The organism is Kitasatospora sp. NPDC001683 (assembly GCF_053596495.1).
In genome coordinates, this window is sequence record NZ_JBSFGK010000003.1 from 112,625 (window position 1) to 139,002 (window position 26,378).

Genomic DNA, 26,378 nt, shown 5'->3' on the forward strand with positions numbered 1-26,378 from the left:
GGGGCTCGAGGCGCAGTGGGGCTCGGGGCGCAGTGGGGCTCAGGCCGCGCGGTCGTGACCGTACTGGTCAACGCCGTACGGGTCGGCGTCGTACCGGTCGGCGAGCGCGGGATCCGATGGGTCGACGTCCGGGCGGGCGGCCGCGACGGAGAACTCCTCGGCGTCCAGCTCCTCCGCCGACAGCTCGCCGGCCCGTTCCTGGGCGGTCGGGGAGAGTGCGACGAAGGCGGAGGCGAGGAAGAGGAACGAGCCGAGGCCGACGGCGAGCGGGAAGACGAACTCCATCGGGCTGACCCCGCCGAGGTCGGTACGGGCGGGGTCCAACTGGACGTGGACGGCGGCCATGCCGATGTAGTGCATGCAGCTGACGGCGAGCCCCATGCCCAGCGAGGCGGCGGCGGCCGCGTACACGTTGCGGATGGTGACGGCGGCCCAGAGCGCGGCGGTGGCGGCGCCGACCGCGACCAGTACCGACAGCGCGACCGTCCCGGCGTCGTAGCGCAGTCCTCCGTGCATGCGGACGGCGGCCATGCCCAGGTAGTGCATCGCGGCGACACCGACACCGGTGGTGACGCCGCCACCCAGCAGGGCGAGGCCGCGATGCCGGCCGTAGCAGACCACGGTCAGTCCGAGACCGGTGACCAGCACGGCGACCAGCAGGCTGAGCACGGTCAGCGGCACGTTGTAGCGCAGTTCGGTGCCGTCGACGGCGAAGCCGAACATGGCTACGAAGTGCATGGTCCAGATGCCGGAGCCGATCGCGGCGGCGGCGGTGAGCAGCCAGTTCCGTCGGGTGGCACCGGTCGCGGCCAGGCCGCGCAGGGTGCAGCGCAGCCCGAGGGCGGCACCGGCACAGGCCATCGCGTACGAGAGGACGGGGGTCAGCCAGCCGAAGCTGAAGTGGTTGAGGGTGCCCATGGGACCTCCGGTCGACCGGTCGGGCCCGGGGGCGGTAAGCGGCGCGCCCGGGCACCCTTGGCCGGGCGGACTGCACGCGCTGGGCATATGCCAGCCACATGTGCGCTTTCGACCTGGGGTGCGTGGGACGCTATCGAGCGACCGGAATCAGTCAGGCGAAGATCTGAAAAGCTGCACACGCGGCAGGGGCGATGTGTTCGAATGACCCCGTCGTGTGCCCAGTGAGCTGATGGTCCGACCGCGAACAGAAAGCGACAACCAGGGGACGACACCCGCAGGCGACAGGCGAAGACGGCGAACGGCGAACAGATGACAGCGGACAGATGACAGATGACAGATGACAGATTTCGAAATCTGTCATCTGTCCGCTGAAAGTTGAACGCCGCAGCCCGTCACCCGACCGCCGTCACCCGCACCCGCATCGCACTCGCCGCCCGGAGCGTGATCCCCTGCACGAGCGCCACCCGCCGGTCCACCACCTCGATCTCGAAGTCCCGCAGCAGCACCCCGAGCGTCAGCACCGACTCCAGCATCGAGAAGTGCTGCCCGATGCACGCCCGCGGCCCGCCGCCGAACGGGAACCAGGCGTACCGGTGGCGCGCCTTCTCCTCCTCCGGCAGGAACCGGTCCGGGTCGAAGCGCTCCGGCTCCACCCAGTGGTCCGGGTGCCGCTGGGTGACCAACGGCGCGACCACGACCTGCGCCCCCGCCGGGATGACGTACCCGTCGATGACCGTCTCCTCGACCGCCCGCCGCCCGACCAGCGACGCCGCCGGGAAGAGCCGCATCGCCTCCTTGAGCACCCGAGTGAGGTACGGCAGCCGTTCCAGGTCCGCCGCCGTCGGCGCCCGCCCGGCCAGGACGGTCCGCGCCTCCTCCTGGGCGAGCTTGCGCTGCTCCGGGTGCTTGGCCAGCAGGTGCAGCGCGAAGGCCAGCGAGGTGGCCGTGGTCTCGTGCCCGGCGAGCAGGAACACCAGGACCTGGTCCCGGAGTTCGGCCGGATCCAGCCGCTCGCCGTCCTCGCCGCGCGCCCGCCCGAGCAGGGTCAGCAGGTCGTTCGCGTCCTCGTCGCCGCCCCCGCGCGCGGCCCGCTCGGCGATGATCCGGTCGCACACCTCGTACAGCGCCCGCTGCGCCTCGAGGCCCCGCCGGTTGCTCGGCGTCGGCCAGGTGCGCGGAAGGCGAACCGGCGCGAAGCCGCGCTCCAGGATGTACTCGCCGAGCGCCGGGAAGCTGCGGTTCACCACCTCCACCGCCTCCTCCACGTCGGCGCCGAAGAGGATCCGCGCGACCGCGCGCAGCGCGAACCGCGACATCTCCTCCGCCGCGTCCACCACCCCGCCCGGCACCGCCCGCCAGCGCTCGGTGAGCGCCTGCGCCTCCTGCGCGAGCGCGTCCGCGTAGCCGTCCACCCGGCGCCGGGTGAACAGCGGCTGGATGAGCCGGCGCTGGCGCTGGTAGACCTCGTCCTGGCTGGTCAGCAGCCCGTTGCCGACACTGGTCCGCAGCTCGTCGTAGAAGCTGTTCTCCTTGCGGAAGTTCGCCGCCTCGCCGCCCAGCACCTGGTGCACGCCCTCGGGCGAGAACACCGCGTAGAACTCGGCGCGCAGCCCGGGCGGCCCGGCCTGGAAACGCACGACGTCCCCGTGGTCGCGCCGGGCCGCCAGGTAGGTGCGCAGCGGACGGCGGGTGAGATCGAACAGCGACCCGACCAGGGGGTTCCCGGCCGGTCCGGGGACGGCGGCTGCGGTGGCCATCGGCACTCCTTCTGGACTTTCTCGGCGCTGGCTGCGCTTGGTCACCCCCAACCTTACTGACGAGTATTCAGCCGAGGAAGCCGCCCGCGGAGACCCCGGCACAGGCTCGGCGGAAGCCGCCGGAAGGCACTCACTCGTACTCGGTGCCGCCCTTGCGGGTCAGGTACGCGTCGCTGACCACCTTGGCGATCGCCCGCCCGCCGAGCAGCGGGCTCCAGCGCTCGACCACCGGCCGGACCACCACGCCCTCGCGCAGGTGGAGTTCGCGCCCGGAGTGGGTCTCCTTGCCCTGCGCGTACGCCAGCACGGTGTCGGCGTCGAACGGTCCGCGCCACAGTTCGGACACCAACGGCAGTTCGCCGTCGAGCAGTTCGGCGGCCGGCAGCCAGTTCAGCTGTCCGTCCACCACCGCCGACACGTCGAACGCGGCGTACCCGGGTCGGTCGGTGCGGGCGCAGACGCCGTAGGTCAGGTCCTGCACGCCTTCGCCGAACACCTCGCCGAAGATGCCGATCCGCTCGGCGCCCAGTCGTTCGGCCAGCCGGGCCGCCACCGCAGGGATGTCGTACGCGCGCACGGCCCGCCAGTACAGGTTGCGCTCGTCCTCGATCAGCGCCAGGCCCTGCGCACCGATCCCCTTGGAGGAGACCTGCACCTCGCCGGTGGCGGCGGTGTAGGTGACCAGGCAGCAGCTGCCGTGCAGCTTCTCGGTCAGCACCACGGGCTCGCCGGGCTCGAAGACGTCGGGGTGGCGCTTGAGGTTCTCGATGTCCACCCAGGGCAGCAGGTCCGGTGCGCTGATCACCTCACCGCTCATCGAAGTCGGCACCGGTGGCCGCCACTTGACGATCCCGAGCAGCTCGGCGAAGTCCTCGCCCCGCTCGGCGGCCCCGACCAGGTCGGTGTCGGACAGCGCGGCGGGCCGGCAGACGATGCCCTGCGAGAGCTCTCCGCGCAGCCGTACCGCCTTCACCCGGTTCGCCGCGCCGCCGGCCAGCTTGCCGGTCAGGCCGAGCTCGTCGATCAACTCATCGGGGAGGACGGCCTGTTCGGGGATGTAGACGGCGTGGTCGCCGGTCCGGTACACGCCCTTCGCGACCACCGCCCGGTAGAGGCCGACCTGCGCCAGCTCCAGGGCATCGGCGTTCGGGTGCTCCAGGATGACCAGTCTCTCGGCGGTGACTCGCAGCGTGGACATGGACGGACTCCTCCCCGTGGATCCGCATGGATCGACCGTTGGGCCCGGGCGGCCGACGCTCGGCCGCACCTGCGGGCTGCGACCACTCTGACCTCTCCTCCGGCCCGGATGCGACGGGTTTTCCACCAGGCCGGGCGCCCTCCCCGGCCCCCGCCACCGCCCGCGGCGCCGCCCCGCTGCCGCAGGCGGTGCCGCACCGAACCGGCCCCGCGTCCGCACCGAACCGTCCGTGCACGTTTGAGCCTTCGCACAGCGGCCCCGAGCCGCCCGCCCGACCCCGCCTGTGCAAAGCGACAGAGGATTTATCACTCGCATCTGCGGCAATATGATCGCCGTATTGGCCGCACCTGCGGTCACGCCTCCGCGCCCCTTCCGGCGCGAACCCTGGAGGGGAAGCACCGATGAGCACCCGCACCACCGCCACCCGCAGACTCGCCGTCGCCACCGCCGCGGCCCTCGCCCTCAGCCTCGGGGCCACCGCTTGCGGCAGCGACGGCGGCAAGTCCTCCGGCTCCACCTCCACCTCCTCGGCGGCTTCCGCCACCGGCAACGCGAGCACCACCGGCACCGCGAGCACCGACGGCGGCACCGGCAACGCCCCCAAGGCCAAGGGCGCCATCACCGTGTTCGCCGCCGCCTCGCTCAAGGAGACCTTCACCGAGCTCGGCAAGAAGTTCGAGGCCGCCAACCCGGGCGCCAAGGTCACCTTCAACTTCGGCGGCAGCTCCGCCCTCGCCGCCAGCATCAACTCCGGAGCCCCGGCGGACGTTTTCGCCGCCGCCAGCCCCGTCACCATGAAGACCGTGACCGACGCGGGCGGTGCGAGCGGCGAGCCGAGGACGTTCGTCAAGAACACCCTCGCCATCGCCGTGCCCAAGGGCAACCCCAAGCACATCGCGGGCCTGAAGGACCTCACCGGCTCGGGCGTGAAGGTCGCGCTGTGCGCGAAGGAGGTGCCCTGCGGCGCCGCCGCCCTCACCGCACTGAAGGCCGCCGGCCTCAACCTCACCCCGGTCACCCTGGAGCAGGACGTCAAGGGCGCGCTCACCAAGGTCGAGCTCGGCGAGGTCGACGCCTCGCTGGTGTACAAGACCGATGTGCAGGCCGATGCTGCGAAGATCGACGGTGTGGACTTCCCCGAGGCCGACAAGGCCGTGAACGACTACCCGATCGCCGCCCTCGCCAAGGCGCCGAACAAGGACGGCGCGACCGCCTTCGTCGCCTACGTCCAGTCCCCCGAGGCCAAGCAGGTGCTGACCGCGGCGGGCTTCCAGGCGCCGTGAAGGACCGCACCACCGGCGACGGCCAGGACGGTGCCGCCGAGCCCGGCCGGGACGGCATCGCCGAGGCACCGGCCGGACCCGCGAAGGCCCTGCCGTGGCTCCGGAGCACGCGCCGCCGAAGCGGACACCCCCGGAACACGGGCCCCTGGAACACGGACCCCCGAAACGCATACCGCCGGAGCACCCGCCGCCGCCCGGGCTCGCAGCGCGTCCCGGTCACGCTGCTGCTCCCGGCGCTGCTCGGCCTGGCGTTCCTGATCCTCCCGCTGGTCGGGCTCCTGATCCGGGCGCCGTGGAGCGGTCTGTCCGAGCAGCTCACCAGCACCGCCGTCTGGGACGCCCTGAAGCTGTCGCTGATCTGCGCGACGGCCGCCACGGCGGTCTCGCTGGTCCTCGGCGTCCCGCTGGCCTGGCTGCTCGCCCGCACCGAGCTGCCAGGCCGGCGGCTGATCCGGGCGCTGGTCACCCTGCCGCTGGTGCTGCCGCCGGTGGTGGGCGGTGTGGCGCTGCTGCTGGTGCTGGGGCGGCGCGGGATCGTCGGCTCCTGGCTGGACTCGGCCTTCGGCATCACCCTGCCCTTCACCACCACCGGGGTGGTGATCGCCGAGGCCTTCGTGGCGATGCCCTTCCTGGTGATCAGCGTCGAGGGAGCCCTGCGGGCGGCCGACCCCCGCTACGAGGAGGCGGCGGCGACCCTGGGTGCCTCCCGGCTGACCGCGTTCCGCCGGGTCACCCTGCCGATGATCGCCCCGGGGATCGCAGCCGGGGCCGTACTGGCCTGGGCCCGGGCGCTCGGCGAGTTCGGCGCGACGATCACCTTCGCGGGCAACTTCCCGGGCCGCACCCAGACCATGCCGCTGGCCGTCTACCTGGCCATGGAGTCCGACCCGGAGGCCGCGATCGCGCTGTCGCTGGTCCTGCTGGTGGTCTCCGTCGCCGTCCTCGTCGGCCTGCGCGACCGCTGGATGTCGACCCCGTGACCCAGGATGCCGAGCCGATGAACCCCCCGCACCCCCCGCGCCCCGGGAACCCCGCGAACCCCCCGGGCCCCACCGGTGCCCCGCTCATCGCAGTCACCACCGAGGCCACCACCGGCCCCGCCCTCGACGCCCGCCTGCGGGTCGACCGCGCCGCCTTCGCCCTCGACCTCGCGCTCACCGCCGCCCCCGGCGAGGTGGTCGCGCTGCTCGGCCCGAACGGCGCCGGCAAGTCCACCGCCCTGCGAGCCCTGGCCGGTCTGCTCCCGCTCACCGACGGCCACCTGCGCCTGGACGGCCGCGTCCTGGAGGACCCGGCCCAGCGCCTGCACACCCCCGCCGAACAGCGGCCGGTCGGCGTGGTGTTCCAGGACTACCTGCTCTTCCCGCACCTCAGCGCGCTCGACAACGTCGCCTTCGGCCCGCGCTGCCAGGGCCGCCCCAAGCGCGAGGCCAGGGCCGAGGCGGCGGCGTGGCTGGAGCGGATGGGCCTGGCCGAGCACGCCGCGGTGCGCCCCGGCCGGCTCTCCGGCGGCCAGGCCCAGCGGGTGGCGCTCGCCCGGGCCCTGGCCGTCCGCCCCCGGCTGCTCCTGCTGGACGAGCCGCTGGCCGCCCTGGACGCCCGCACCCGGCTCGACGTACGGGCCCAACTGCGGCGCCACCTGGCCGACTTCGAGGCCGTGGCGGTGCTGGTGACGCACGACCCGCTGGACGCGATGGTGCTGGCCGACCGGCTGGTGGTGATCGAGGACGGCCACGAGGTGCAGTCCGGGAGCCCGGCGGAGGTCGCCCGCCGGCCGCGCACCGACTACATCGCCCGCCTGGTCGGCCTCAACCTGTACCGGGGCCGGGCCGAGGGCACCCGGGTCACCCTCCCGGACGGGACCGTCCTGACCACCGCCGAGGAGCTGTCCGGACCGGCGTTCGTGGCCTTCCCGCCCTCCGCCGTCACCCTGTACCGGGAGCGACCGCAGTCCAGCGCCCGCAACCTGTGGCAGGCCGAGGTCACCGGCCTGGACCTGCACGGCGACCAGGTGCGCGCCGAACTCTCCGGCCCCCTGCCGATGGCCGCCGACCTCACCCAGGCCGCCGTCGCCGAACTGGGGCTGGCACCGGGCACGGCGGTCTGGGCCTCGGTCAAGGCCACCCAGACCCACGCCTACCCGGCCTGACCCGCCGACCTACCCGTAGCGCCCCCGCCCGAACCGGCCACCCGCCCGAACCGCCCGAACCGGCCGCCCGCCGCTACTCCGAGGGCTCGACGAAGCCCGACTCGTACGCGGCGATCACCGCCTGGGTCCGGTCCCGGGCGCCGAGCTTCGCCAGCACGCTGCTGACGTGCGTCTTCACCGTCTGCACCCCGAGGACCAGCCGCTCGGCGATCTCCCCGTTGCTCAGCCCGCGCGCCATCAGCCGCAGCACCTCGGCCTCCCGCCCGGTCAGCGCCGCCCGGTCCATGGCCGCACGGGCGGCGGGGTTGCCCTGCCCGGCGGCCAGGCGGCGGATCGCGGCCGGAAACAGCAGCGACTCTCCGGCCGCCGCCAGCCGTACGGCGTGGGCGATCTCCGCCGGGCGGGAGCGCTTGAGCAGGAAGCCATCGGCGCCCGCGCGCAGCGCCTGGTAGACGTAGTCGTCGTTCTCGAAGGTGGTGACGACCAGGATCCGCGGCGTCCGCTCCCCCGGCGCGCTGGGGCGCAGCAGTTCGCGGGTGGCGGCCAGACCGTCCAGTACGGGCATCCGGACGTCCATCAGCACCACGTGCGGGCGCAGCGCGCGGGCCAGCGCCACCGCCTCCGCGCCGTCGGCCGCCTCGCCGACCACCCGCAGGTCGCCCTGGGCCTCCAGCACGGCCCGCATCCCGGCCCGTACCAGTTCCTCGTCGTCGGCGAGCAGGATGTCGGTCACTCCGGTGCCGCCTGCGCCTGCCGTCCGACCGTCGCCCGCAAGATCATTCGTCACGAGCCCAAGCGTAGGGGCAGCCGGACGTCGAGCACCCACTCCCCGGTCCCCTCGGCGGGCGGCCCGAGGCGGTCGGCCGGCCCGGCCGAGGCCGCTCCGCCGAGCAGCACGGCGCGCTCGCGGATGCCGCGCAGCCCCTTGCCGCCCTTGCGCGAGCCGCCGCCCCGACCCGGTGCCGCCACCAGGCGGTTGGCGCAGCGCAGCTCCAACTGCCCGTCCCGGACGGCGACCTGGACCTCGACCGGCTGACCGGGCGCGTATTTGAGCGCGTTGGTGACGCCTTCCTGGACGATCCGGTAGGACTCGCGCGAGAGCACCCCGGGCAGCACCCCGGCCGGCACCTCGATGCTCGCCTCGACCGGGCTGCCGGCCGCGCGGGCGGTGTCGAACAGCGCGGGCAGCTGGTCGATGCCGGGCTGCTCGGTGGCCACCGCGTTGCGCGCGGCGCCGCCCGCCGGGGTCTCGCGCAGCAGGACCAGAGTGCGTTCGAGGTCCTCCATCGCCTGCCGCCCGGTCTCCTCGATGACCTCGAGCGCCTTGGCGGCGAAGGCCGGGTCACCGACCTCGCGCGCCGCGCCCGCCTGAAGGACAGTCACCGTCAGCGCGTGGCCGATGGAGTCGTGCAGCTCGCGGGCCAACCGGTTGCGCTCCAGGAGCCGTTCGGCCCGCAGCTCGGCCTCCGCCAGCCGTTCCGCCGGGGACGGCCCCAGCAGCCGTACGGCCATGGCGAGTTGGAGGCGGCCCGCCCAGACCACCAGCCAGCCGAAGCCGACCGCCAGCACAGGGGCGAGCGGGAGGTACCAGAAGGCACGCGGACCGGTCAGCAGGTCGAAGATCGGGGCGAGGCCGAACACCGTCGAGAAGCCGACCGCGGAACCGAGCACCACCCGCCCGATCAACCAGCCCGCCGTGCGCCGCCGGTCGGCCCAGGTGCGGGAGGACTCGACGCCGATGTCCTCCTCGCGGTCGGGCACCAGCAGCAGCCGCGCCTGCACACCCTCGGCCCGGCGCGCCGCCGGGACGAGCGCGACCAGCGCGAGCACGACGACGTCCAGCGAGACTGCCGTCACCAGGATCGCGCCGAGGCTCTTCTGGTACGTCCCCGGGTAGATCATCAGGATGACGCCCGCGAAGATCCACCCGACCAGCAGGTGCAGCAGCCGGGCGTAACTGGCACCGGCGACCAGCGGGGCGAGGATCCTGGTCACTCCGCTCCGGATCCGGAACGCGGGCATTCTTGGCACGGCCCCATCCTGCCAGCTCAGCGCGCGCCCCCGGTTCCCCCGCCGGGTTGCCGCCGGCTCCCTCCCGGGAGGGAGGCGAATCCCCGCTGCGGCGGGATCCGCCCACCCGGCCCGCTCCGGTCGAATGGAACCACCGCCCGGAGCACGGACGGTGACCAGCTACGAGGAGAAGGGGCGGCCGTGATCGAGATCCAGGGCCTGACCAAGGAGTACGACGGCCGGCGGGTCGTCGACGACCTGTCGTTCGAGGTCCGGCCCGGCGTGGTGACCGGCTTCCTGGGCCCGAACGGCGCCGGGAAGAGCACCACCATGCGGCTGGTCCTCGGCCTGGACCGCCCCACCGCCGGGCGCGCCCTGGTCGGCGGCTGCCCGTACCCCGAACTCGCCGAGCCGCTCCGGCAGGTGGGCGCACTGCTGGACGCCCAGGCGCTGCACGGCGGACGGACGGCACAGGGCCATCTGCGCTGGCTCGCCGCGAGCAATGGCCTGCCGGAGCGACGGGTCGGCGAGGTGCTCGCCCAGGTCGGGATGGCGGAGGCCGCCGGGCGGCGGATCCGGGGTTTCTCGCTCGGGATGCGCCAGCGCCTCGGAGTGGCGGCCGCACTGCTCGGCGACCCGCCGGTGCTGCTGCTGGACGAACCGGTCAACGGCCTGGACCCGGAGGGCATCCGCTGGATCCGCACCCTGCTGCGCGAACTGGCCGCGGAGGGACGGGCGGTGCTGGTCTCCTCCCACCTGATGACCGAAATGGCCCTCACCGCCGACCACTTGGTGGTGATCGGCCGCGGCCGGCTGCTCGCGGACGCCGCCACCTCGGCGTTCATCGACCGCCACGGCCGCACCAGGATCCGGGTCCGGGCGGTGGACGCCACCAAGTTGGCCGCGCTGCTCGGCGGGCCCGGTCACGGCCTCGACGCGGTCGAAGTCGACGGCGGCGCCTGGGAGGTGACCGGCGCCGAACCCGAGCGCATCGCCGCCCTGGCCGCCGAGCACGGCGTGGTGCTGTACGAGATCGCGGTCCGACAGGACTCGCTGGAGGAGGCGTTCATGCGGATGACCGCGGACAGCGTCGAGTACCGCGCGGAGGCCGCCGCGTGAGCGTCCTGTCCCGGGCCTTCCACGCCGAGCGGATCAAGCTCAGCACCCTCCGCTCGCTCTGGGTCCCGCCGCTGCTCGCCGTGCTGCTCACCGCCGGTGCCACCACGGCCGTCGGCGCGGCGCTCGGCCGCGCCGACCACAGCATCACCGACGATCCGGGCGTCGGCGTCTTCTACGGACTCAACTTCGGCCAGGCCGCCCTGGTCGCCTTCGGAGTCCTGCTGATCGGCCAGGAGTTCAACACCCGGATGATCGACGTCTCGCTCGCCGCGGTCCCCCGGCCCGGCCGACTGTACGGCGCCAAGCTGGCGTTGGGTGCGCTGATCGGGCTCGGCGCGGGCGCGGCCGGTACGGCGGGCGCGTACACCGGGTACGCGGCCACCGTCCCCGCCGACTGGCACGGCCCGGCCTTCGCCCGCGCGGCCACGGCCGGCGTGCTCTACCCGGCGTTCCTGGTGGTGTTCTGCCTCGGCGTGACCGCGCTGCTCGGCAACCTCACCGCCGCCATGGGCCTGCTGACCCCGACCGTCTTCCTGCTCTCGCCGCTGCTCGCGGGCGTGCCCGGGCTGCGCGAGGTGTTCCAGTTCCTCCCCGACCGGGCCGGCCAGTACGCGCTGCGCTACGTCGACGACCCGCAGCTCGCGTACGGGCACTGGACCGGGCTGGCGATCATGGCGTTCTGGACGGCACTGGCGGCGTACGGCGGACTGCGGGCGATGCGGCGGCGCGCCAAGTGACCCTGAGCGAAGGAGAGATGAGGATGAGCCTCGGCAACGCCCTGCGCGCCGAACGGATCAAGTTCACCACCCTGCCCTCGCAGTGGGCGGCACCGCTGACCGCCGTGGTCATCACCGTCGGGGTGACCACGGCCGTCAACGCCGCCTACTCGACGAAGGACCACGCCCCCGGCGATGACCCGGCCGACGGGATCTTCTACGGCCTGCTGTTCGGCCACGTGGCCGTGGCCTGCCTCGGAATCCTGCTGATGGGGCAGGAGTTCAACACCCGCATGATCGGCACGTCACTCACCGCCGTCCCCCGGCGCGGCCGGCTGTACGCCGCCAAGATCGCGCTCGGTGCCGGACTGGGCCTGCTGGTGGGGCTGGCCTCCACGGCGGGCTGCTTCCTCGCCGTCGACGCCACCGCAGGCCTGGACCTCTCCACCCCCGGACTGGCCCGCAGCTTCCTCGCCGGGGTGCTCTACCACCCGATGATGGTGCTGATCTGCCTCGGACTGACCGCGATGCTGGGCAACTTCAGCGCGGCGCTCGGCCTGCTCACCCCGATGGTCTTCCTCGGCACCACCTGGCTGGCCGCGATCCCCGGCGTGCGTGAGGTCGGCCAGTTCCTGCCCGACCGGGCCGGCCTCTACGCGATGCGCACCCACACCGAACCCGGCATCCACTACGGCCACTGGACCGGGCTGCTGATCATGGCACTCTGGACGACGGCAGCGGCGTACGGCGGCCTCCGGGCGATGCGGCGCTACCAGGCCTCGGGCGAGTAGCGGGCGACCGCGCAACGGGGAACGGGGAACAGGGAACAGGGGCAACGGACAAGCGGGCGCAGACAGCGAACAGATGACAGATGACAGATGACAGATTTCGAAATCTGTCATCTGTTCGCTGTGATCTGTTCGCCGTCACCGCAGCGCCGGGTGCTCCGCGATCACCGTGCAGCTACCCGGCGCGATCTCCGTGAAGCCCGCGTCCTGGACCACCGGCAGCCCGCTGCGGACCAGTTCCTCCCACGCCTGCGGCGCAGCCGTGCGGACCGCGAGCGCGAAGCCCGACTCCGCCCACTCCTTGCGCTGCGCCGCGTCCAGCCGCCACCAAGCGAGCTGCGCCGCGTGCCCGGTCTGGGCCATCGTCTTGCCCGCGCTCATTTCCAGCTCCGGGTTGAGCCACAACACCGGCAGCTCCGGATCGGGCGCACCGACCTCGGCGGCCTCCTCCAGGTCCGTCCCGGAGACCTGCAGTTTGGCGAGTTCCTTCGGCCAGCCGTCCAGCGGGATCGGCGGGAACACCCGCACCTCCGCCTCCTGCCCTCGCATCGTGATGCCCGGCAGCTCCTGCGCCCGGCGCCACTCCCCGCCCCGGGCCCGCCGGACCACCTTGCGGATCCGGGCGTCCTCCCAGGCCGCGACCCGCGCGGCCCACTCGCCGTCCACCTCGGTCACCCGGGGATCGGCGAGCAGCGTCAGCACCGCCCGCGCCGAGGTCTCCAGCGCATCCGTCCGCCCCGGCGGCGTGGCCCGCTCCAGCCGGACGACCAGCGGCAGCACGTACTGGGGCAGCGCATCGCGTTCCGCAGGGTCGGAAACGTCAGCGACGTCGGAGACGTCATCGGGGGTGGCAACGAGGGCCGGGGCATCGAACGGAGAAGTCACCCGTCCAGCATGCCAGCCCGCAGTCCACCCCCATGTTCTGCCCCCTGGCCCGACAGCCGGGCTCAGCGAGGCCGCTTGGGCTCAGCGCAGCCGCTGCCGCAGTTCGTCCACCGCCGTCCGGATCCCCGCGCCGTACGCATCCTCCGGCAGCGCGTCCAGACTCCGCACCGCGCGCTCGAGCTGCTCGCGCGCGAGGTCGGGCTCACCGAGCTTGAGGTGGTCGGAGGCCAGGTTGAGGTGCAGCGAGGGATAGAAGGCCCGCACCTGGAGGGCTGACTCGTACGTGGCGGCGCGCTCGGCGGTCAGCGAGTCGGCCGCCGCGAGGGCCCGCCGGTCCCACTCCAGCTCCGCCCGGGGGTCGTCCTGCAGATCGGCCAGATAGTGCGCCAGGACGCAGCGGTGGAAGACGTCCCGCTCCCCCAGTTCCTCCCACAGGGCCTCGAAGCTGGCCCGCGCCTCGGCGGTCCGCCCGCGCTGCGCCGCCCGCACCCCGTCCAGCCCGAGCGCGATCCGACTCAGCGCCGACTCCTCCGGCACCGAGCCCTCCGGCGCCGACTCCCCCGAGGGCGACTCCCCCGCCAGCGACTCCCCCGAGGGCACACCTCTCATACCAGACACATCGGACATGCCCGCAGCCTAGCCGCCCACTCACCGCCCCGCCCGAGCGGCGAGCCGCGCCACCGACCCGACCCGATCCGACGCCCGCTCAGCGCCGGTACCCGCGCTGCGGGTCCCGCTCCTCCGCGTCCTCGTACATCAGGAACCACCCCTCCGGATGCGTCGCCGCCAGCAGCAGTTCGGTGCGCTGCTCCGCGCCGAGCTCCGGGTCCCCGTCGTCCGGCCCGTACACGCCGAACAGCTCGTCGTGGCAACCGTCCCAGTCGTAGTCGTACAGGTCGGCCGGCAGGTCGCCCATCATGTCGGCCACCGATTCGGGCTGGGAGCCGAGCAGCGCCCGGGCGTCCACCAGCGCCATCCGCAGCGCGAGCTCCTCGGCCAGGCAGCGCGGCAGCGGCCATTCGCCGAGGGCGAGGTCGTCGGCCAGGTCGTCGAAGGCGCGGGCCATCGCGCGTCGCCAGCTCCGCTGGAGCCGCCAGGTGCGCTGGGGCAGCCGGGCGAAGACCGTCCAGTCCACGTCCTCTCCGTCGACGACCGGGTCGTCGCCGTGCTCGTCGAGGTCGTCGTAGGCGGCGTCGGCCAGGCCGAGCAGCTGGGCGTGCAGCAGGCAGGCGGTGCGCGGGGTGAGGGTCCAGTCCGCGCCCGCGCCGCCGCCGTCCTCGTCCTCGCCGTCCAGCGGGAACAGCTCGGCGAAGTCCGGTGTGAAGTCCTCGGTGACGCTGATCTCCAGCGTGCCGCCGAGCGCCTCGACTCCGGGGATCGCGGCCACCAGCCGGTCCGGGTGCAGCAGCGCGCCGAGCGCCGCGTTGGCGTCCTCGGCGACCTCGCGCAGCAGTTCGCGGCGCTGGCCGGCCGGGTCGATGCCCTCGAAGTCCAGTTCCTCGACGGCCCTGATCGCGGCCGCGCGCAGCGCCGGCCAGTCGGTGATACGCAGGCCCAGCACCACCGTCGCCTCGATCTCCGGCGCGCCGGAGTACTCCGCCGCGCCCGGCCCCTGCGGATGATCGCTTCGCTCGCCCATGGGGCTACGGTACGGCTTTTCCGCCGCCCGATCACCGGTCTGAACCAGCTTCCGGAGACCATCTCGGCCAGCGCCCCGCCGCGCCTCTGTCACTCGGACGCACGCCACCGGCAGGATGGACCGCATGGCTGACATCAACGAGTACGGCGGCGGGCAGGGCCCGAACGCCGACGTCCTGGTCGTGACCACCAATGACATCCCCGGCTTCCGGGTCGACCACATGATCGGCGAGGTGTTCGGACTCACGGTGCGCAGCCGGCACATCGGCAGCCAGATCGGCGCCGGGCTGAAGTCACTGATCGGCGGCGAGCTGCGGGGTCTGACGAAGACCCTGGTGGAGAGCCGCAACGAGGCGATGCAGCGGCTGATCGAGCAGACCAAGGCGCGCGGCGGGAACGCGGTCCTGATGATGCGCTTCGACGTGACCGAGGCGGCGGACGTCGGCACCGAGGTCTGCGCGTACGGCACCGCCGCGGTGATCTCCCCGATCGGCTGAGGCCGCTCCCCCGCCGGAGCCCGGCCGTCACGGGAACAGCCACCCGGCCCCCGATGTTTCACCGGCGTGACTGTTTACAGTGCAACGAACGAGGGTGCAACGAGCGCGGGTGCAACCAACGAGGCCCGACAGCGGCTCGTGGACGTCCTGGTGGTGGGCGCCGGGCAGGCGGGACTGTCCGCCGCCTACCACCTCCGCCGCCGCGGTTTCGCCCCCTACCGGGAGGGAGCCGACGGCGGCTTCGTCGTCCTCGACGCCAACCCCACCCCCGGCGGCGCCTGGGCGCACCGCTCGCCGTCGCTGCGGATGGCCACCGTGCACGGCTTCCACGACCTCCCGGACGCCGAGCTCCCGGCGCCCGACCCCGAGGCCCGCGCGCGCGAGGTGGTGCCGGGGTACTTCACGGCGTACGAGGCCCGGCACGCGCTCCCAGTCGTGCGCCCGGTCGCGGTTCGGGCCGTGCGCGCCGAGTCCGAGCGCCCCGACTCCCGGCTGCTGGTCGAGACCGACCACGGCACCTGGTCGACCCGGGCACTGATCAACGCCACCGGTACTTGGACCCGCCCCTTCCTCCCGCACTACCCTGGCCACTTCGCGGGCCGTCAGCTGCACTACGCCGAGTACCGCGGCCCCGAGGAGTTCGCGGGCAAGCGCGTCCTGGTGGTGGGCGGCGGCGCCTCGGCGATCCAGGTGCTGTCGGAGGTGGCGGCGGTGGCCGAGACGGTCTGGGTCACCCGCTCCGAACCGGTCTACCACGAGGGCCCGTTCACCCCCGAGTACGGTCGCGCGGTGGTCGCCAAGGTCGAGGAGCGGGTCCGTCAGGGGCTGCCGGTGCGCAGCGTGGTGAGCGTGACCGGACTCGGCCCCTCCGTCGCCTACCGCCGCGCGCAGGAGCTGGGGGCGCTGCACCGCCGACCGATGTTCGACCGGCTCACCGAGCACGGAGTGGCCTGGGGCACGCAGGAAACGGCGGTGGACGCGATCGTCTGGGCGACCGGTTTCCGCCCCGAGGTCGGCCACCTCGCCCCGCTCGGCCTGCGCTCCCCCGGCGGCGGCATCGCGCTCACCGGCACCCGCGCCACCGCCGACCCGCGCGTCCACCTGGTCGGCTACGGCCCGTCCGCCAGCACCATCGGCGCCAACCGGGCCGGCCGCGCCGCCGTCAACGACCTGGTCAGGCTGCTCGGTGACCCGGCGAAGCTGACGACGGAGGGGACGGCGAATGAGACGACGACGGGGACCCCGGACGAGCGCGCGCAGGTCCCCGTCGCCGGCTGAACCACCGCGGATCAGCGGTCGTAGTCGACCGTGACCCGGTCGGTGAGCGGGCGGGCCTGGCAGGTGAGGACGTAGCCGGCCGCCAGCTCCTTCTCCTCCAGCGCGAAGTTGCGGCGCATCTCCACCTCGCCCTCGGTGACCAGGGCCCGGCAGGTGCCGCAGACCCCGCCCTTGCAGGCGAACGGCAGGTCGGGGCGGGAGCGCTGGGCGCCGTCCAGGATCGAGCGGTCTCGCGGAAGGGTGAGGGTGCTGCCGCGTCCGTCGAGGACGACGGTGACCTCGCTGCGCTCGCCGGGCGCGCCCTCGGCGTCGCCGTCCGCGCGGTCCCAGTCCTCGTCGCGCTCGGCGAGCGGCTCGTCCTGGGCGTGGAACAGCTCCTGGTGCACCCGCTCGCCCGGCACCTCCAGTTCGGCGAGCAGTTCCTTCGCCCCGGCGACCATGCCGAACGGACCGCACAGCCACCAGTGCCCGACACCGCCGACGTCCACCAGCGCCGCCAGCAGCGCCCGGACCCGCTCCGGATCCAGCCGTCCGCTGAGCAGTTCGGCGTCCCTGGTCTCCCGGGAGAGCACGTGCACCAGCTGGAAGCGGCCGAGGTAGCGGTCCTTCAGGTCGGCCAGCTCGTCCGCGAACATCACGGTGTCGCTGCGCCGGTTGCCGTAGAGCAGGGTGACGGTGGAGCGACGGTCGGCGGCCAGTACCGAGGCGGCGATCGACAGCATCGGGGTGATGCCGGAGCCGGCCGCGAGCAGCACGTGGTCGGCGGGGACGCCGAGTTCGGGGGTGAACAGGCCGGACGGGGTCAGCACCTCGACCTCCTCGCCGGGCCGGGCCTCGCGCACCAGCCAGCGCGAGAACAGTCCGCCGGGCACCTCGCGGACGGCGATCCGCAGCGGCCCGCCGACGGGGGCGCAGATCGAGTACGAGCGGCGCTCGTCGGCGCCGTCCACCACCTTGCGCAGGGTCAGGGTCTGCCCGGGCCGGAACGCGTACGCGGCCACCAAGTCGTCCGGCACCGCGAAGGTCACCGCCACGGCGTCCTCGCAGAGCCGCTCCACCCGGTCGATCCGCAGCCGGTGGAAGCTCGGACGGCGGGCCGGGCGGACAGCCTCCATGGCGGCCGTGGAGTCCGTGGAGACCGTGGAGACCGTGGAAGCGGCGGGCGAGGCGGAGGCGGGCGAGGCGGCGGGCATTCTCAGATCTCCTTGACGCGTTCGAACGGCTCGCGGCAGGCGCGGCAGCGCCAGAGCGCCTTGCAGGCGGTGGAGCCGAAGCGGGACAGCTCCTCCGTGTCGTTGCCGCCGCAGTGCGGGCAGGGCACGGGGGTCGCGGCTCCCGTGCGGGTAGGGCCGAGGGCGAGCGGGACCGGCCCGGGCGCGGACGCGACGGCCGAGGTCGGACGCGGCGGGGCGATGCCCGCCTCGGCGAGCTTGCGGCGGCCCTCGGCGGTGATCAGGTCGGTGGACCACGGCGGGTCCAGCCGCAGCCGCACCCGGACGTCCGGGTACCCGGCGGCGCGCAGCCGGCGGTCGACGTCGGCGGCCATCTCGGCGACGGCAGGGCAGCCCGAGTAGGTCGGGGTCAGCCAGGCGGTCACCGTGCCGCTGGCGCCGTCCACCTCGACCTCGGCCAGCACGCCCAGGTCGGCCAGGGTGAGCATGGGCAGCTCCGGGTCCGGCACGGCTGCGGCGACCGACCAGGCCAGGTCGCGCACGGTGCCGACGCTGCCGACGGTCCCCGCGGTGCCGGTCACCACGTCGCCCCCGGGTGTGCGCGGGCCACCACCTGCAGCTCGGCGAGCAGCGGGCCGAGCGCCTCGGTGTGCACCCCGTCCCGGCCGGCCCGGCCCAGCACGGTGGCCAGCGGCGGCACGTCCGGCACGGTCAGCCCGGCCTCGGCGATCACGGCCGCGAGCTCGCGCAGCACCGGTTCGCGCAGCTCCGCCGGGTCGACACCCACCCGCAGCTCCACCGGGTGCGCGGTGAACAGCTCCTCCAGCAGCGGCCAGACCGCGTCCAGCCCCGCCTGCATCCGCTCCGCCGAGTACGACGTGCCGTCGCCGAGCCGCAGCGTCCAGGCGGTGGCGTACTCGCGGTGGTACGCCAGCTCCTTGACGCCCCGGGCGGCGACCGCGGCCAGCACCGGGTCGGGGTGCGCGGCCAGCGCCTCGTACAGCGCGCCGCGGGCGGTGGAGAACAGCAGCAGCCGGGCGATCGAGTACGCGAAGTCGCCGTTCGGAGTCTCCACCAGGCGGACGTTGCGGAACTCGTGCTCCTCCCGCCAGTACGCCAGGTCGTCCTCGGTGCGGCCGGAGCCGTCCGCCTGGCCGGCCCGGGTGAGCAGCAGACGGGCCTGGCCGAGCAGGTCGAGGCCGAGGTTGGCGAGCGCGACCTCCTCCTCCAGCTCGGGCGCCCGGGTGCACCACTCGATCAGCCGCTGGGCGAGCACCAGGGCGTCGTCGCCGAGCATCTGGCAGTAGGCGGCGAGATCGGCGCCGGCCAGGCCGGCGGGCAGGGCGGTGTCCACGCCGAGCAGCGGGTCGGCGAAGCCAGTCCCGTACGCCCAGCGGCCCTCGCCCTCGGGGCCGGGGGTGGCTCCGGCGAGGCTGAGGTAGACGTGGTCGTCCTCGGTGGTGGACGTGGTGTGGTCGTGCACGGTGGCTCCCCCGTCAGATGTGCGGGACATCCTCGGGGATGTCGTAGAAGGTCGGGTGGCGGTAGACCTTGTCACCGCTGGGCTCGAAGAACGGGTCGCGCTCGTCCGGGGTGGAGGCGGTGATCGCGTCCGAGCGGACCACCCAGAGGCTGACGCCCTCGTTGCGACGGGTGTACAGGTCACGGGCGGCGAGCAGCGCCATCCGGTCGTCGGAGGCGTGCAGCGAGCCGACGTGGACGTGGTTCAGGCCGCGTCGGGGGCGGACGAACACCTCGTACAGCGGCCAGCCGGCCTTGGACTCGGTCACGTTCAGTTCTCCTGTTCGGGGGTGTGCCGCTCGGCGGGTGCGGCTTGTTCGGCGGCGCGCTTGGCCGCGTACGCGACGGCCGCCTCGCGCACCCAGGCGCCGTCCTCGTGGGCGGCCCGGCGGCGGTCGACCCGCTGGGCGTTGCACGGGCCCTGGCCGTGGATGACCCTGGTCAGTTCGGACCAGTCCGGCTCACCGAAGTCCCAGCCGCCGCGCCCCTCGTTCCAGCGCAGCTCGGGGTCCGGGAGGGTGACGCCCAGGTGCTCGGCCTGCGGAACGGTCATGTCGACGAAGCGCTGACGGAGCTCGTCGTTGGTGTGGCGCTTGATCCGCCAGGCCATCGAGCGGGCGGTGTTCGGCGACTCGGCGTCCGAGGGACCGAACATCATCAGCGACGGCCACCACCAGCGGTCGACCGCGTCCTGGACCATCCGGCGCTGGGCGTCGGTGCCGCGCATCAGCGTCATCAGGAGCTCGTAGCCCTGGCGCTGGTGGAAGGACTCCTCCTTGCAGATCCGCACCATCGCGCGGGCGTACGGACCGTAGCTGCAGCGGCAGAGCGGGACCTGGTTGCAGATCGCGGCGCCGTCCACCAGCCAGCCGATCACGCCGACGTCGGCGAAGGTGAGGGTGGGGTAGTTGAAGATCGAGGAGTACTTCTGGCGGCCGCTGATCAGCTTCTCGGTGAGTTCGGCGCGGTCGACGCCGAGGGTCTCGGCTGCGGCGTAGAGGTAGAGGCCGTGGCCCGCCTCGTCCTGGGCCTTGGCCAGCAGGATGGCCTTGCGGCGCAGCGAGGGGGCCCGGGTGAGCCAGTTGCCCTCGGGCTGCATGCCGATGATCTCGGAGTGGGCGTGCTGGGCGATCTGCCGGATCAGGGTGGCCCGGTAGGCGTCCGGCATCCAGTCTCTGGGCTCGATCCGCTGCTCGGCGGCGATCACCGCGTCGAACCGGTCCTCCGGCGTCTGCGCCGGGACCGCCTCGGCCACCTCTGCTGTCACCACGGTCCCCTCTCGTGTTCCCTGCTCGGGCTCCCTGCGCTGGCACCCGGGCACCAACCGACTGACCGTTCGGTCGGTACCATTGTGCGCGGCGGGGCGGAGGGATGGCAAGGGAAGGGAACGGAAAACGGATGACAGCTGACAGAATCTGAAATCTGTCAGCTGTCATCCGTTAACTGTCTTCTGTCAGCCGTCTTCTGTCAGCTTTCCGTCTCGGCTCACCCCTCCCCGCGGTTCCGCAGCCGGGGCAGCGGAACGGCGAGCAGCGCCGCCAGCAGGGCGATCCGCGGCGCTAGCTGGTCCAGCCGGATGTATTCGTGCCGGGCGTGCGCACCGGCACCTACCGCGCCGAAGCCATCCAGCGTCGGCAGTCCGCGCGAGCCGGGCAGATTGGTGTCCCCGGCCCCTCCCGCCGGGGCACCGTCCAGCTGCTGCCCGAGCACAGCGGCGAGCGAACGCACGTGCCTGAGCAGCGGGTTGCCGGTCCGCTCGGGCCAGGCCGGCCGACTGGACAGCACCTCGGTGCGCACCCGCGCACCCGGCCGCAGCGCGGTCAGCCGGGCGAGGTTGTCGAGCGTACGGCGCTGCGCCTCGGCGGTGGAGAACCGCAGGCCGAGCTCGGCCTCGGCCCGTCCGGCCACCACGTTGGCCCGCGAACCCCCGCTGATCCGACCGGCGTTGAGCTCGGTTCCGGGCTGGCCCGCGAGGCCGCGGACGAGCACGAGCTGATCGACGAGCTCGTCCACCGCCGACACCCCGTCGTGGGCGTCGTTGCCCGCGTGCGCTTCCCGCCCGGTGACGGTGAGGCGCACCCGGGTGCTGCCTCGCCGCGCGGTCTTCAGCCGCCCGTCCGGGTGCGGCGGCTCCAGCCCCAGAACAGCTGCCGCGCCGCGTAGTTGGCGTTCGACCAGGCGCCGCCCGTCCGGACTGCCGACCTCCTCGTCGGACACCACGACCAGCCGCACGGTGCGGTGCGGTCGCTCCCCCAGGTCCGCGAGCAGCGCCAACGCGCCCTCCAGGACGGCCAGTCCGCCCTTCATGTCGACCACGCCGGGCCCGGTGAGCCGACCGTCCTGCTCGGCCACCGGCCAGTCCGCCAGGGTGCCGACCGGCCAGACGGTGTCGTGGTGGCCGACGATCAGCAGGTGCGGCAGGGTCTCGTCCCGGCCCTCCCACTCGATCACGAGGTGGTCGCCGGCCGGCCCGGGCTCGCGGCGTGCGGTGGCCCCGGTGGCGCGGAACCCGGCGGCCAACTCCTCGGCGAGCGCGTCGAGTCGTGGCGCGTCTCCACTCGGTGACTCCATCCGGGCGAGGTCCGCGCAGCGCCGCCGGACGGCACCCGCGAGGGTGCGGGCCCGGGCACTGAGCGCCTGCGGCAGTCCGGGCAGGGCCGCGGTGGTTCCGGAGGCGGCGGTGCTGGCGGAGGCGGTGCTGACAGAGGCGGCGCTGGCGGAGGCGATGGTTCCAGAGGCAGTGTTGCCGGAGGTAAGGGCGCCCGCAGCAGCGGTGGTACTGGAATTGGCATGACCGGCAGTGGAGCCGGCCGCGGCGGCCATGGCTTCGCCGCCGACGGCGGCCGGAACGGCCACGGGTGCGTGGTCGGGTTCGGCGGCGGCACCCTGCGCGGCCGGCGGCCCGACGACCTGGGGACTCAACGCTCGCCTCCGCGGCCGTAGCCGGTATTCAGTGGCCGGACCGGCCGACCGCTCCCGCCCGGGTACCAGGCCCGGCCGGGCCGCACCGCTCGGCCGGGAGGTTGGACGCCCCGTCGGACCGGTCCGTCTGGCCCAAGTGCGGTGGAACGGCTGGGCGGCGTGCTTGACATTGCGTCCTCCTCGCTCGATCCGGTGCCCCGGTCCGCCCGGAGCCCCGTGCACGGCGGCTTCCTCGCGGCGGGCGCAGTGGCCGGACCGCCGCAGGGAAGCCGAGATGTGAGCCTAGAAGAACCGTCCGGTTTCCTGCGAGGTGGCCCTGTTCCCAACGTGCCGGTACGGGCCCCGACCTCGGGCACCCGTCGGAGGAAGCGGCGGGCGCTCGGCGCAGCGGGCCCGGATCGGCGCGCGGGCGCGGTCGCCGGATCACGCCCATCTCCACCATGGACCCGCCGCCCGGGTTCGGCAGCGCAAACCGGCAAGGCACGGCATTTCCACGCCGGATGGGTGACATCGGCTCAGCGGGCGGTACGAACCGGAGGCACGCGACGGCTCAGGGAAGCCCGCGACGCGGCCCGAACCGACGCCCGGGAAGCATCCGCGTGAACGCCGACCGACGCTGCGCCCCGTCCTGCCCTCACGAGCCCCCGCCCTCAGGCGCCGTCCCCGACCAGCCCCGCATCGCGCGCGAGCAGCGCGGCCTGAACCCGGTTGGCCACGCCGAGTGCAGTCAGGATCCGACTGACGTGCGCCTTGACGGTGCTCTCCCGCATCCCCAGCACGCCTGCGATCTCCGCGTTGGACAGCCCGTCGGCGAGTTCGCGCAGCACGTCGGTCTCGCGCGGGGTGAGCCCGGCGACCCGGCCTCGGGCGGCGACGGCCCGGGGCGCCCCGACCCGGTGGTACCGGTCGATCAGCCGTCGCGCGGCCGCGGGGTGCAGCATCCCCTGCCCGGCGGCGACCACGTGCACGGCGCGGGCGATCTCGGCGGGCGGGGTGTCCTTGAGCAGGAAACCGTCCGTCCCGGCGGCGAGCGCTTGGTACACGTACTCGTCCAGGTCGAAGGTGGTGAGCGCGATGATCCGTGGTGGGTCCGGGAGTTGACGCAGCCGCCGGGTGGCGGCGATCCCATCGAGCCGGGGCATCCGGATGTCCATCAGCGCGACGTCGATCCGGCGGCCTCGGGCGAGCTCGACCGCCTGCAGTCCGTCGGCGGCCTCGGCGACCACGGTCAGCGCGGGGTCCTGGGCGAGGAGGTCGACCAGGCCGAGGCGCACCAGTGCGTCGTCGTCGACCACCATCGTGCGGATCATCCGTGGTCCTTCGGCTGCGGGTGCGGGGGCACGTGCGGCGGCGGGGGCGGGGGCTTCGAGCCCGGGGACTCCGGCCGCGACCGCCGGGGCCGCGGGTTCGAACCGTCCACCCGCGCAGGCACAAGGGGCGGGGAGGGATCCGGAGCCGCCTGCGGCCGCCGGTCCGGCACGGGCAGCCGGGCGGAGAGCCGGAAGCCGCCGGCGCCGTCCGGCCCCGCGTCCAGGTGGCCGCCCAGCGCGCCGACCCGTTCGCCGAGCCCCACCAGCCCGTACCCGCCGCCGACGCCCGGCCCGTTCGACGCGGCCTCGCCCGGACCGTTGCGGACCTCAACGGTGGTCGCCGGCGTGCCGTAGCCGACCCGGACGACGACGGGTGCGGCGTGCGCGTGCTTGCGGGCATTGGTCAACGCCTCCTGAACGACCCGGTGCACCGCGAGCCGGTGGGTGGTGGGCACGGCCTCCGGGTCGCCGGAGAGGACGAGTTGGACCCACTGCCCGGCCTGATTCACCTCTCCGACCAGGTCGGTGAGGTCGCGCAGGGCAGGCGCCGGAACGCGCACGGCCCCGGCGGGTACGGGCGGGTCGGCCTCGGCGGCTGTCGGCTCCGGCGGGTCGGCGCGCAGGGCGCCCAGGACGTCGCGCAGATCGTCGAGCGAGCGGGCGGCGGCGGTGTGCAGCAGTTCGAGCCGGTGGGTGAGCCGGTTCGGATCCGCGGCAACGGTACCGGCCCTGGCCTGGTCGCGCAGCACTCCGGCGTGCAGCACCAGCAGGCTCAGTCGGTGGGCCAGCACGTCGTGCATCTCCCGGGCGATCCGGGCGCGTTCGGCCAATCGGGCCTGTTCGGCACGCAACTCCCGCTCCCGGCGCGGGATTTCGACCCGCTCGCGCAGGGTGCGGATCATCACCCGGCGGCTGTGCAGCCACAGTCCGAAAGACAACACAGCTACCTGGAGCAGCAGTTGGGAGCCTGTGGTGTCTGTCCAGTCGGCCAACGAGTCGGCCCGGGCCGCACTGACCAGCACGATGACCGCAGCTCCGGTCACCGCTGGACCGGTCCGGCCGAGGGAGGCGAGGTGGAAGACGCTGAACAGGCCGGGAAAGGCCCGGTTGAAGAGGCTGCCGGTGAGCACCGGCAGGACGGCCGAGACGGCCGGGTGGCAACGGGCGAACAGGAGCGAGAGCGCGGCCACCACGGTCCGGGGCAGGCGCAGCGGGCCGTCGGCGTGCAGCCACTGGAAGAGGCCCTCCTCAGCGGTGAGGGCGAGGATGCCGAACAGCAGCAGGCTGCCGACCCAGGGGCGCTGGTCCGGGCCGTACCAGCCGAGCAGACCTGTGCGCATCGGGCTCCTCCCATCCGCCCCATCCGCCCCGTCCGCCCCGTCCGCCCCGTCCGCTGGCGTCAGTTGGCGTCAGTTGGCGTCAGTTGGCGCACGTTCGCGTCGGTTCGCGTCCGCTCGCTCGATGCTACGGGCGGGCGCCGGCCCGGTGCCCCCTTCTCCCGGACAGCCGCACCCTCTACTTTCGTCGGGGTGGGCGCCGCTCACCGGCCGATCCGCGGCCGCGGCGGCCTCCCTAGCGTCGGCGACATGACGACCGGACAGCTCAGCCCCAGGATCGACGCCCCTCCACGGCACCGCAGTTCAGACCCCTCACCGCACGGCGGCGACCGCCTGCTGTTCCTCGCCGAGGCGCTGCGTACCTTCCACGACACCGGCGCGCTGGCGCCGAGCGGCCCGGACCTGGTGGACGCGCTGGTGGTACCGGCCACCAGTCGCCCGAACCGGCCGATCTCGGTACTGGAGGTCGGGGCCGGAACGGGCGTGGTGACCCGCCGGCTGGCCCGGGTGCTGCGCCCGGGCAACTGGCTGCACGTGGTCGAGGCGAACCCGCGGTTCGCCGACCGGCTGCGGGAGGACCTGGTCCTGGCCGCCCGCCGGCCGGGGGTGGAACTGCGGCTGTCGGCATGCCGGGTGGAGGAGCTGCCGGAGGCGGCCGACGCCACGATCCAGACCGGAGGGACCGGCGGCGAGCGCTACGACGTGATCGTGTCCGGGGCGAACAAATGACAAAAGACAGCGAACAGATTTTGAAATCTGTTCGCTGTCATGCCATAGTGAGACCCGGGTCACACCGCCCTTCGCCCACCCGGCACCGCACGCCCTGGAGCCCTCATGACCTCGACCTCCCGCCCCGCCCAGCGCCGCCTCGGCACCTCCGGCCCCGTCACCTCCGCCCTCGGCCTCGGCTGCATGGGCATGTCCGACCTCTACGGCCCCGCCGACGAGGCCGAGAGCATCGCCACCATCCACGCCGCGCTGGACGCCGGGGTCACCCTCCTCGACACCGGCGACTTCTACGGCATGGGCCACAACGAACTGCTGATCCACGAGGCCCTGCGCGGCCGCGACCGCGACGGCGTGCAGATCAGCGTGAAGTTCGGCGCCCAACGCGGCCCGGACGGCCAGTGGCTCGGCTACGACGCCCGCCCGGCCGCCACCAAGACCGCACTCGCCTACACCCTGCGCCGCCTGCGCACCGACCACATCGACGTCTACCGCCCGGCCCGTCTCGACCCGGACGTCCCGATCGAGGAGACCGTCGGCGCCATCGCCGACCTGGTGAAGGCCGGCTACGTCCGCCACATCGGCCTCTCCGAGGTCGGCGCCGACACCCTGCGCCGCGCCGCCGCCGTGCACCCGATCAGCGACCTGCAGATCGAGTACTCGCTGCTCTCCCGCTCGATCGAGTCCGCCGTCCTGCCCGCCGCCCGCGAACTGGGCATCGGCATCACCGCGTACGGCGTGCTCTCCCGCGGCCTGCTCAGCGGCCACTGGAACCCGGACCGCTCGCTCGCCGGCACCGACTTCCGCGGCCACAGCCCGCGCTTCCAGGGCGACAACCTGGCCCACAACCTCGCGCTGGTCGAGGCGCTGCGCGCGGTCGCCGACGACAAGCGGGCGAGCGTCGCCCAGGTCGCCATCGCCTGGGTGGCCTCGCGCGGTGAGGACGTCGTCCCGCTGGTCGGAGCCCGCCGCCGGGACCGGCTGGCCGAGGCCCTCGGCTCGCTGGACGTCACGCTGACCCCGGCCGACCTCGCCGCCATCGAGGCCGCCGTCCCCGCCGGAGCCGCCGCCGGCGACCGGTACGCTGCCGACCAGATGGCGCGCCTGGACAGCGAGCGCTGACCGATCCCACGCTGACCAGCGGAAACCCTCCG

Annotated in this window: 26 protein-coding genes; 10 read left to right on the forward strand and 16 right to left on the reverse strand. The window is 73.8% G+C overall.

Annotation, left to right across the window (positions count from 1 at the left end):
- Nucleotides 1-39 precede the first annotated feature (39 nt).
- From ACWCYO_RS02420 to ACWCYO_RS02430, 3 genes are all read right to left on the reverse strand, one after another.
- Nucleotides 40-918, reverse strand: a complete 879-nt coding sequence (locus tag ACWCYO_RS02420; RefSeq protein ID WP_449783091.1) for an MHYT domain-containing protein — start codon at nucleotides 916-918, stop codon at nucleotides 40-42.
- A 392-nt stretch (nucleotides 919-1,310) separates the two neighbouring features.
- The gene (locus ACWCYO_RS02425; protein ID WP_270142297.1) at nucleotides 1,311-2,675 is read right to left on the reverse strand and encodes a cytochrome P450; all 1,365 of its coding nucleotides are present in this window, start codon (nucleotides 2,673-2,675) and stop codon (nucleotides 1,311-1,313) included.
- A 130-nt stretch (nucleotides 2,676-2,805) separates the two neighbouring features.
- Nucleotides 2,806-3,873, reverse strand: a complete 1,068-nt coding sequence (locus tag ACWCYO_RS02430) for an RNA ligase (ATP) (RefSeq protein WP_270142299.1) — start codon at nucleotides 3,871-3,873, stop codon at nucleotides 2,806-2,808.
- Between the two features lie 401 nt (nucleotides 3,874-4,274).
- Between ACWCYO_RS02430 and modA the strand changes: the two genes are divergently transcribed.
- From modA to ACWCYO_RS02445, 3 genes are read left to right on the forward strand one after another with little or no spacing between them, the layout of a single operon-like run.
- Nucleotides 4,275-5,156 carry a molybdate ABC transporter substrate-binding protein gene (gene modA / locus ACWCYO_RS02435; RefSeq protein WP_270142301.1) on the forward strand — a complete coding sequence of 294 codons (882 nt, stop codon included), beginning with the start codon at nucleotides 4,275-4,277 and terminating at the stop codon, nucleotides 5,154-5,156.
- Entirely contained in the window at nucleotides 5,153-6,136 is a 984-nt protein-coding gene (locus ACWCYO_RS02440) for an ABC transporter permease (RefSeq protein WP_449783092.1), read from the forward strand. The genes modA and ACWCYO_RS02440 overlap by 4 nt, the downstream gene beginning before the upstream one ends.
- A gap of 17 nt (nucleotides 6,137-6,153) precedes the next feature.
- Nucleotides 6,154-7,305 carry an ABC transporter ATP-binding protein gene (locus tag ACWCYO_RS02445; protein ID WP_449783093.1) on the forward strand — a complete coding sequence of 384 codons (1,152 nt, stop codon included), beginning with the start codon at nucleotides 6,154-6,156 and terminating at the stop codon, nucleotides 7,303-7,305.
- Nucleotides 7,306-7,378: 73 nt separating this feature from the next.
- Here ACWCYO_RS02445 and ACWCYO_RS02450 read toward each other — a convergent pair whose 3' ends face one another.
- Both ACWCYO_RS02450 and ACWCYO_RS02455 read right to left on the reverse strand, forming a co-directional pair.
- Nucleotides 7,379-7,990: a response regulator gene (locus ACWCYO_RS02450; RefSeq protein ID WP_449783142.1), complete on the reverse strand. Its 612-nt coding sequence runs from the start codon at nucleotides 7,988-7,990 to the stop codon at nucleotides 7,379-7,381.
- A gap of 98 nt (nucleotides 7,991-8,088) precedes the next feature.
- A complete protein-coding gene (locus ACWCYO_RS02455; RefSeq protein ID WP_449783143.1) occupies nucleotides 8,089-9,327 on the reverse strand; it encodes a sensor histidine kinase in 1,239 nt (412 codons plus the stop codon).
- Between the two features lie 189 nt (nucleotides 9,328-9,516).
- Here ACWCYO_RS02455 and ACWCYO_RS02460 point away from each other — a divergent pair, with 189 nt between their 5' ends.
- The 3 genes from ACWCYO_RS02460 to ACWCYO_RS02470 are packed head-to-tail and all read left to right on the forward strand — an operon-like array spanning nucleotide 9,517 to nucleotide 11,941.
- Nucleotides 9,517-10,434, forward strand: a complete 918-nt coding sequence (locus ACWCYO_RS02460; protein ID WP_449783094.1) for an ATP-binding cassette domain-containing protein — start codon at nucleotides 9,517-9,519, stop codon at nucleotides 10,432-10,434.
- Nucleotides 10,431-11,171, forward strand: a complete 741-nt coding sequence (locus tag ACWCYO_RS02465) for a hypothetical protein (protein WP_449783095.1) — start codon at nucleotides 10,431-10,433, stop codon at nucleotides 11,169-11,171. The genes ACWCYO_RS02460 and ACWCYO_RS02465 overlap by 4 nt, the downstream gene beginning before the upstream one ends.
- Before the next feature lie 23 nt (nucleotides 11,172-11,194).
- Nucleotides 11,195-11,941 carry a hypothetical protein gene (locus ACWCYO_RS02470; protein WP_449783096.1) on the forward strand — a complete coding sequence of 249 codons (747 nt, stop codon included), beginning with the start codon at nucleotides 11,195-11,197 and terminating at the stop codon, nucleotides 11,939-11,941.
- Between the two features lie 135 nt (nucleotides 11,942-12,076).
- Here ACWCYO_RS02470 and ACWCYO_RS02475 read toward each other — a convergent pair whose 3' ends face one another.
- The 3 genes from ACWCYO_RS02475 to ACWCYO_RS02485 all read right to left on the reverse strand — a co-directional run bounded on the left by ACWCYO_RS02475 (nucleotide 12,077) and on the right by ACWCYO_RS02485 (nucleotide 14,462).
- Complete coding sequence (locus ACWCYO_RS02475) at nucleotides 12,077-12,823, reverse strand: aminoacyl-tRNA hydrolase (RefSeq protein ID WP_449783097.1); 747 nt, start codon at nucleotides 12,821-12,823, stop codon at nucleotides 12,077-12,079.
- A gap of 81 nt (nucleotides 12,824-12,904) precedes the next feature.
- Nucleotides 12,905-13,450, reverse strand: coding sequence for a hypothetical protein (locus tag ACWCYO_RS02480; protein WP_449783098.1), 546 nt, complete (start codon nucleotides 13,448-13,450; stop codon nucleotides 12,905-12,907).
- A 79-nt stretch (nucleotides 13,451-13,529) separates the two neighbouring features.
- The gene (locus ACWCYO_RS02485) at nucleotides 13,530-14,462 is read right to left on the reverse strand and encodes a hypothetical protein (RefSeq protein ID WP_449783099.1); all 933 of its coding nucleotides are present in this window, start codon (nucleotides 14,460-14,462) and stop codon (nucleotides 13,530-13,532) included.
- A gap of 124 nt (nucleotides 14,463-14,586) precedes the next feature.
- On the opposite strand from ACWCYO_RS02485, the gene ACWCYO_RS02490 reads away from it, so the two are divergent.
- The gene (locus tag ACWCYO_RS02490; protein ID WP_270142314.1) at nucleotides 14,587-14,958 is read left to right on the forward strand and encodes a YbjQ family protein; all 372 of its coding nucleotides are present in this window, start codon (nucleotides 14,587-14,589) and stop codon (nucleotides 14,956-14,958) included.
- A gap of 138 nt (nucleotides 14,959-15,096) precedes the next feature.
- Nucleotides 15,097-16,236: an NAD(P)-binding domain-containing protein gene (locus ACWCYO_RS02495; protein WP_449783100.1), complete on the forward strand. Its 1,140-nt coding sequence runs from the start codon at nucleotides 15,097-15,099 to the stop codon at nucleotides 16,234-16,236.
- An 11-nt stretch (nucleotides 16,237-16,247) separates the two neighbouring features.
- Here ACWCYO_RS02495 and paaE read toward each other — a convergent pair whose 3' ends face one another.
- The 8 genes from paaE to ACWCYO_RS02535 form a co-directional block, all read right to left on the reverse strand.
- The gene (gene paaE / locus ACWCYO_RS02500) at nucleotides 16,248-17,429 is read right to left on the reverse strand and encodes a 1,2-phenylacetyl-CoA epoxidase subunit PaaE (RefSeq protein ID WP_449783101.1); all 1,182 of its coding nucleotides are present in this window, start codon (nucleotides 17,427-17,429) and stop codon (nucleotides 16,248-16,250) included.
- A 2-nt stretch (nucleotides 17,430-17,431) separates the two neighbouring features.
- Nucleotides 17,432-17,989: a 1,2-phenylacetyl-CoA epoxidase subunit PaaD gene (gene paaD, locus ACWCYO_RS02505; protein ID WP_449783102.1), complete on the reverse strand. Its 558-nt coding sequence runs from the start codon at nucleotides 17,987-17,989 to the stop codon at nucleotides 17,432-17,434.
- The gene (gene paaC, locus ACWCYO_RS02510) at nucleotides 17,986-18,921 is read right to left on the reverse strand and encodes a 1,2-phenylacetyl-CoA epoxidase subunit PaaC (protein WP_449783103.1); all 936 of its coding nucleotides are present in this window, start codon (nucleotides 18,919-18,921) and stop codon (nucleotides 17,986-17,988) included. Before paaC ends, paaD begins: the two co-directional genes overlap by 4 nt.
- Nucleotides 18,905-19,198: a 1,2-phenylacetyl-CoA epoxidase subunit PaaB gene (gene paaB, locus ACWCYO_RS02515; RefSeq protein ID WP_030234269.1), complete on the reverse strand. Its 294-nt coding sequence runs from the start codon at nucleotides 19,196-19,198 to the stop codon at nucleotides 18,905-18,907. The genes paaC and paaB overlap by 17 nt, the downstream gene beginning before the upstream one ends.
- Nucleotides 19,199-19,200: 2 nt before the next feature.
- Nucleotides 19,201-20,196 (reverse strand): 1,2-phenylacetyl-CoA epoxidase subunit PaaA, encoded by a 996-nt coding sequence (paaA, locus tag ACWCYO_RS02520; RefSeq protein WP_333493440.1) that lies wholly within the window; start codon nucleotides 20,194-20,196, stop codon nucleotides 19,201-19,203.
- 218 nt (nucleotides 20,197-20,414) lie between these two features.
- Nucleotides 20,415-21,851, reverse strand: coding sequence for a M20 family metallopeptidase (locus ACWCYO_RS02525; RefSeq protein WP_449783104.1), 1,437 nt, complete (start codon nucleotides 21,849-21,851; stop codon nucleotides 20,415-20,417).
- 650 nt (nucleotides 21,852-22,501) lie between these two features.
- A complete protein-coding gene (locus ACWCYO_RS02530) occupies nucleotides 22,502-23,161 on the reverse strand; it encodes a response regulator (RefSeq protein WP_449783105.1) in 660 nt (219 codons plus the stop codon).
- Entirely contained in the window at nucleotides 23,158-24,501 is a 1,344-nt protein-coding gene (locus ACWCYO_RS02535) for a sensor histidine kinase (protein WP_449783106.1), read from the reverse strand. The genes ACWCYO_RS02530 and ACWCYO_RS02535 overlap by 4 nt, the downstream gene beginning before the upstream one ends.
- A gap of 246 nt (nucleotides 24,502-24,747) precedes the next feature.
- Between ACWCYO_RS02535 and ACWCYO_RS02540 the strand changes: the two genes are divergently transcribed.
- Nucleotides 24,748-25,227, forward strand: coding sequence for a hypothetical protein (locus ACWCYO_RS02540; RefSeq protein WP_449783107.1), 480 nt, complete (start codon nucleotides 24,748-24,750; stop codon nucleotides 25,225-25,227).
- A 105-nt stretch (nucleotides 25,228-25,332) separates the two neighbouring features.
- Nucleotides 25,333-26,346: an aldo/keto reductase gene (locus ACWCYO_RS02545; RefSeq protein ID WP_270142333.1), complete on the forward strand. Its 1,014-nt coding sequence runs from the start codon at nucleotides 25,333-25,335 to the stop codon at nucleotides 26,344-26,346.
- Nucleotides 26,347-26,378: the final 32 nt, after the last annotated feature.

Excerpts from the sequence above, each read along its gene's own strand:
- ACWCYO_RS02420 (WP_449783091.1), bottom strand. The coding sequence starts at position 918 with ATGGGCACCCTCAACCACTTCAGCTTCGGCTGGCTGACCCCCGTCCTC.
- ACWCYO_RS02425 (WP_270142297.1), bottom strand. The coding sequence starts at position 2,675 with ATGGCCACCGCAGCCGCCGTCCCCGGACCGGCCGGGAACCCCCTGGTC.
- ACWCYO_RS02430 (WP_270142299.1), bottom strand. The coding sequence starts at position 3,873 with ATGTCCACGCTGCGAGTCACCGCCGAGAGACTGGTCATCCTGGAGCAC.
- modA (WP_270142301.1), top strand. The coding sequence starts at position 4,275 with ATGAGCACCCGCACCACCGCCACCCGCAGACTCGCCGTCGCCACCGCC.
- ACWCYO_RS02445 (WP_449783093.1), top strand. The coding sequence starts at position 6,154 with ATGAACCCCCCGCACCCCCCGCGCCCCGGGAACCCCGCGAACCCCCCG.
- ACWCYO_RS02450 (WP_449783142.1), bottom strand. The coding sequence starts at position 7,990 with ATGCGGGCCGTGCTGGAGGCCCAGGGCGACCTGCGGGTGGTCGGCGAG.
- ACWCYO_RS02455 (WP_449783143.1), bottom strand. The coding sequence starts at position 9,327 with ATGCCCGCGTTCCGGATCCGGAGCGGAGTGACCAGGATCCTCGCCCCG.
- ACWCYO_RS02470 (WP_449783096.1), top strand. The coding sequence starts at position 11,195 with ATGAGCCTCGGCAACGCCCTGCGCGCCGAACGGATCAAGTTCACCACC.
- ACWCYO_RS02480 (WP_449783098.1), bottom strand. The coding sequence starts at position 13,450 with ATGTCCGATGTGTCTGGTATGAGAGGTGTGCCCTCGGGGGAGTCGCTG.
- ACWCYO_RS02485 (WP_449783099.1), bottom strand. The coding sequence starts at position 14,462 with ATGGGCGAGCGAAGCGATCATCCGCAGGGGCCGGGCGCGGCGGAGTAC.
- ACWCYO_RS02490 (WP_270142314.1), top strand. The coding sequence starts at position 14,587 with ATGGCTGACATCAACGAGTACGGCGGCGGGCAGGGCCCGAACGCCGAC.
- paaE (WP_449783101.1), bottom strand. The coding sequence starts at position 17,429 with ATGCCCGCCGCCTCGCCCGCCTCCGCCTCGCCCGCCGCTTCCACGGTC.
- paaC (WP_449783103.1), bottom strand. The coding sequence starts at position 18,921 with ATGTCCCGCACATCTGACGGGGGAGCCACCGTGCACGACCACACCACG.
- ACWCYO_RS02530 (WP_449783105.1), bottom strand. The coding sequence starts at position 23,161 with ATGATCCGCACGATGGTGGTCGACGACGACGCACTGGTGCGCCTCGGC.
- ACWCYO_RS02535 (WP_449783106.1), bottom strand. The coding sequence starts at position 24,501 with ATGCGCACAGGTCTGCTCGGCTGGTACGGCCCGGACCAGCGCCCCTGG.
- ACWCYO_RS02540 (WP_449783107.1), top strand. The coding sequence starts at position 24,748 with ATGACGACCGGACAGCTCAGCCCCAGGATCGACGCCCCTCCACGGCAC.
- ACWCYO_RS02545 (WP_270142333.1), top strand. The coding sequence starts at position 25,333 with ATGACCTCGACCTCCCGCCCCGCCCAGCGCCGCCTCGGCACCTCCGGC.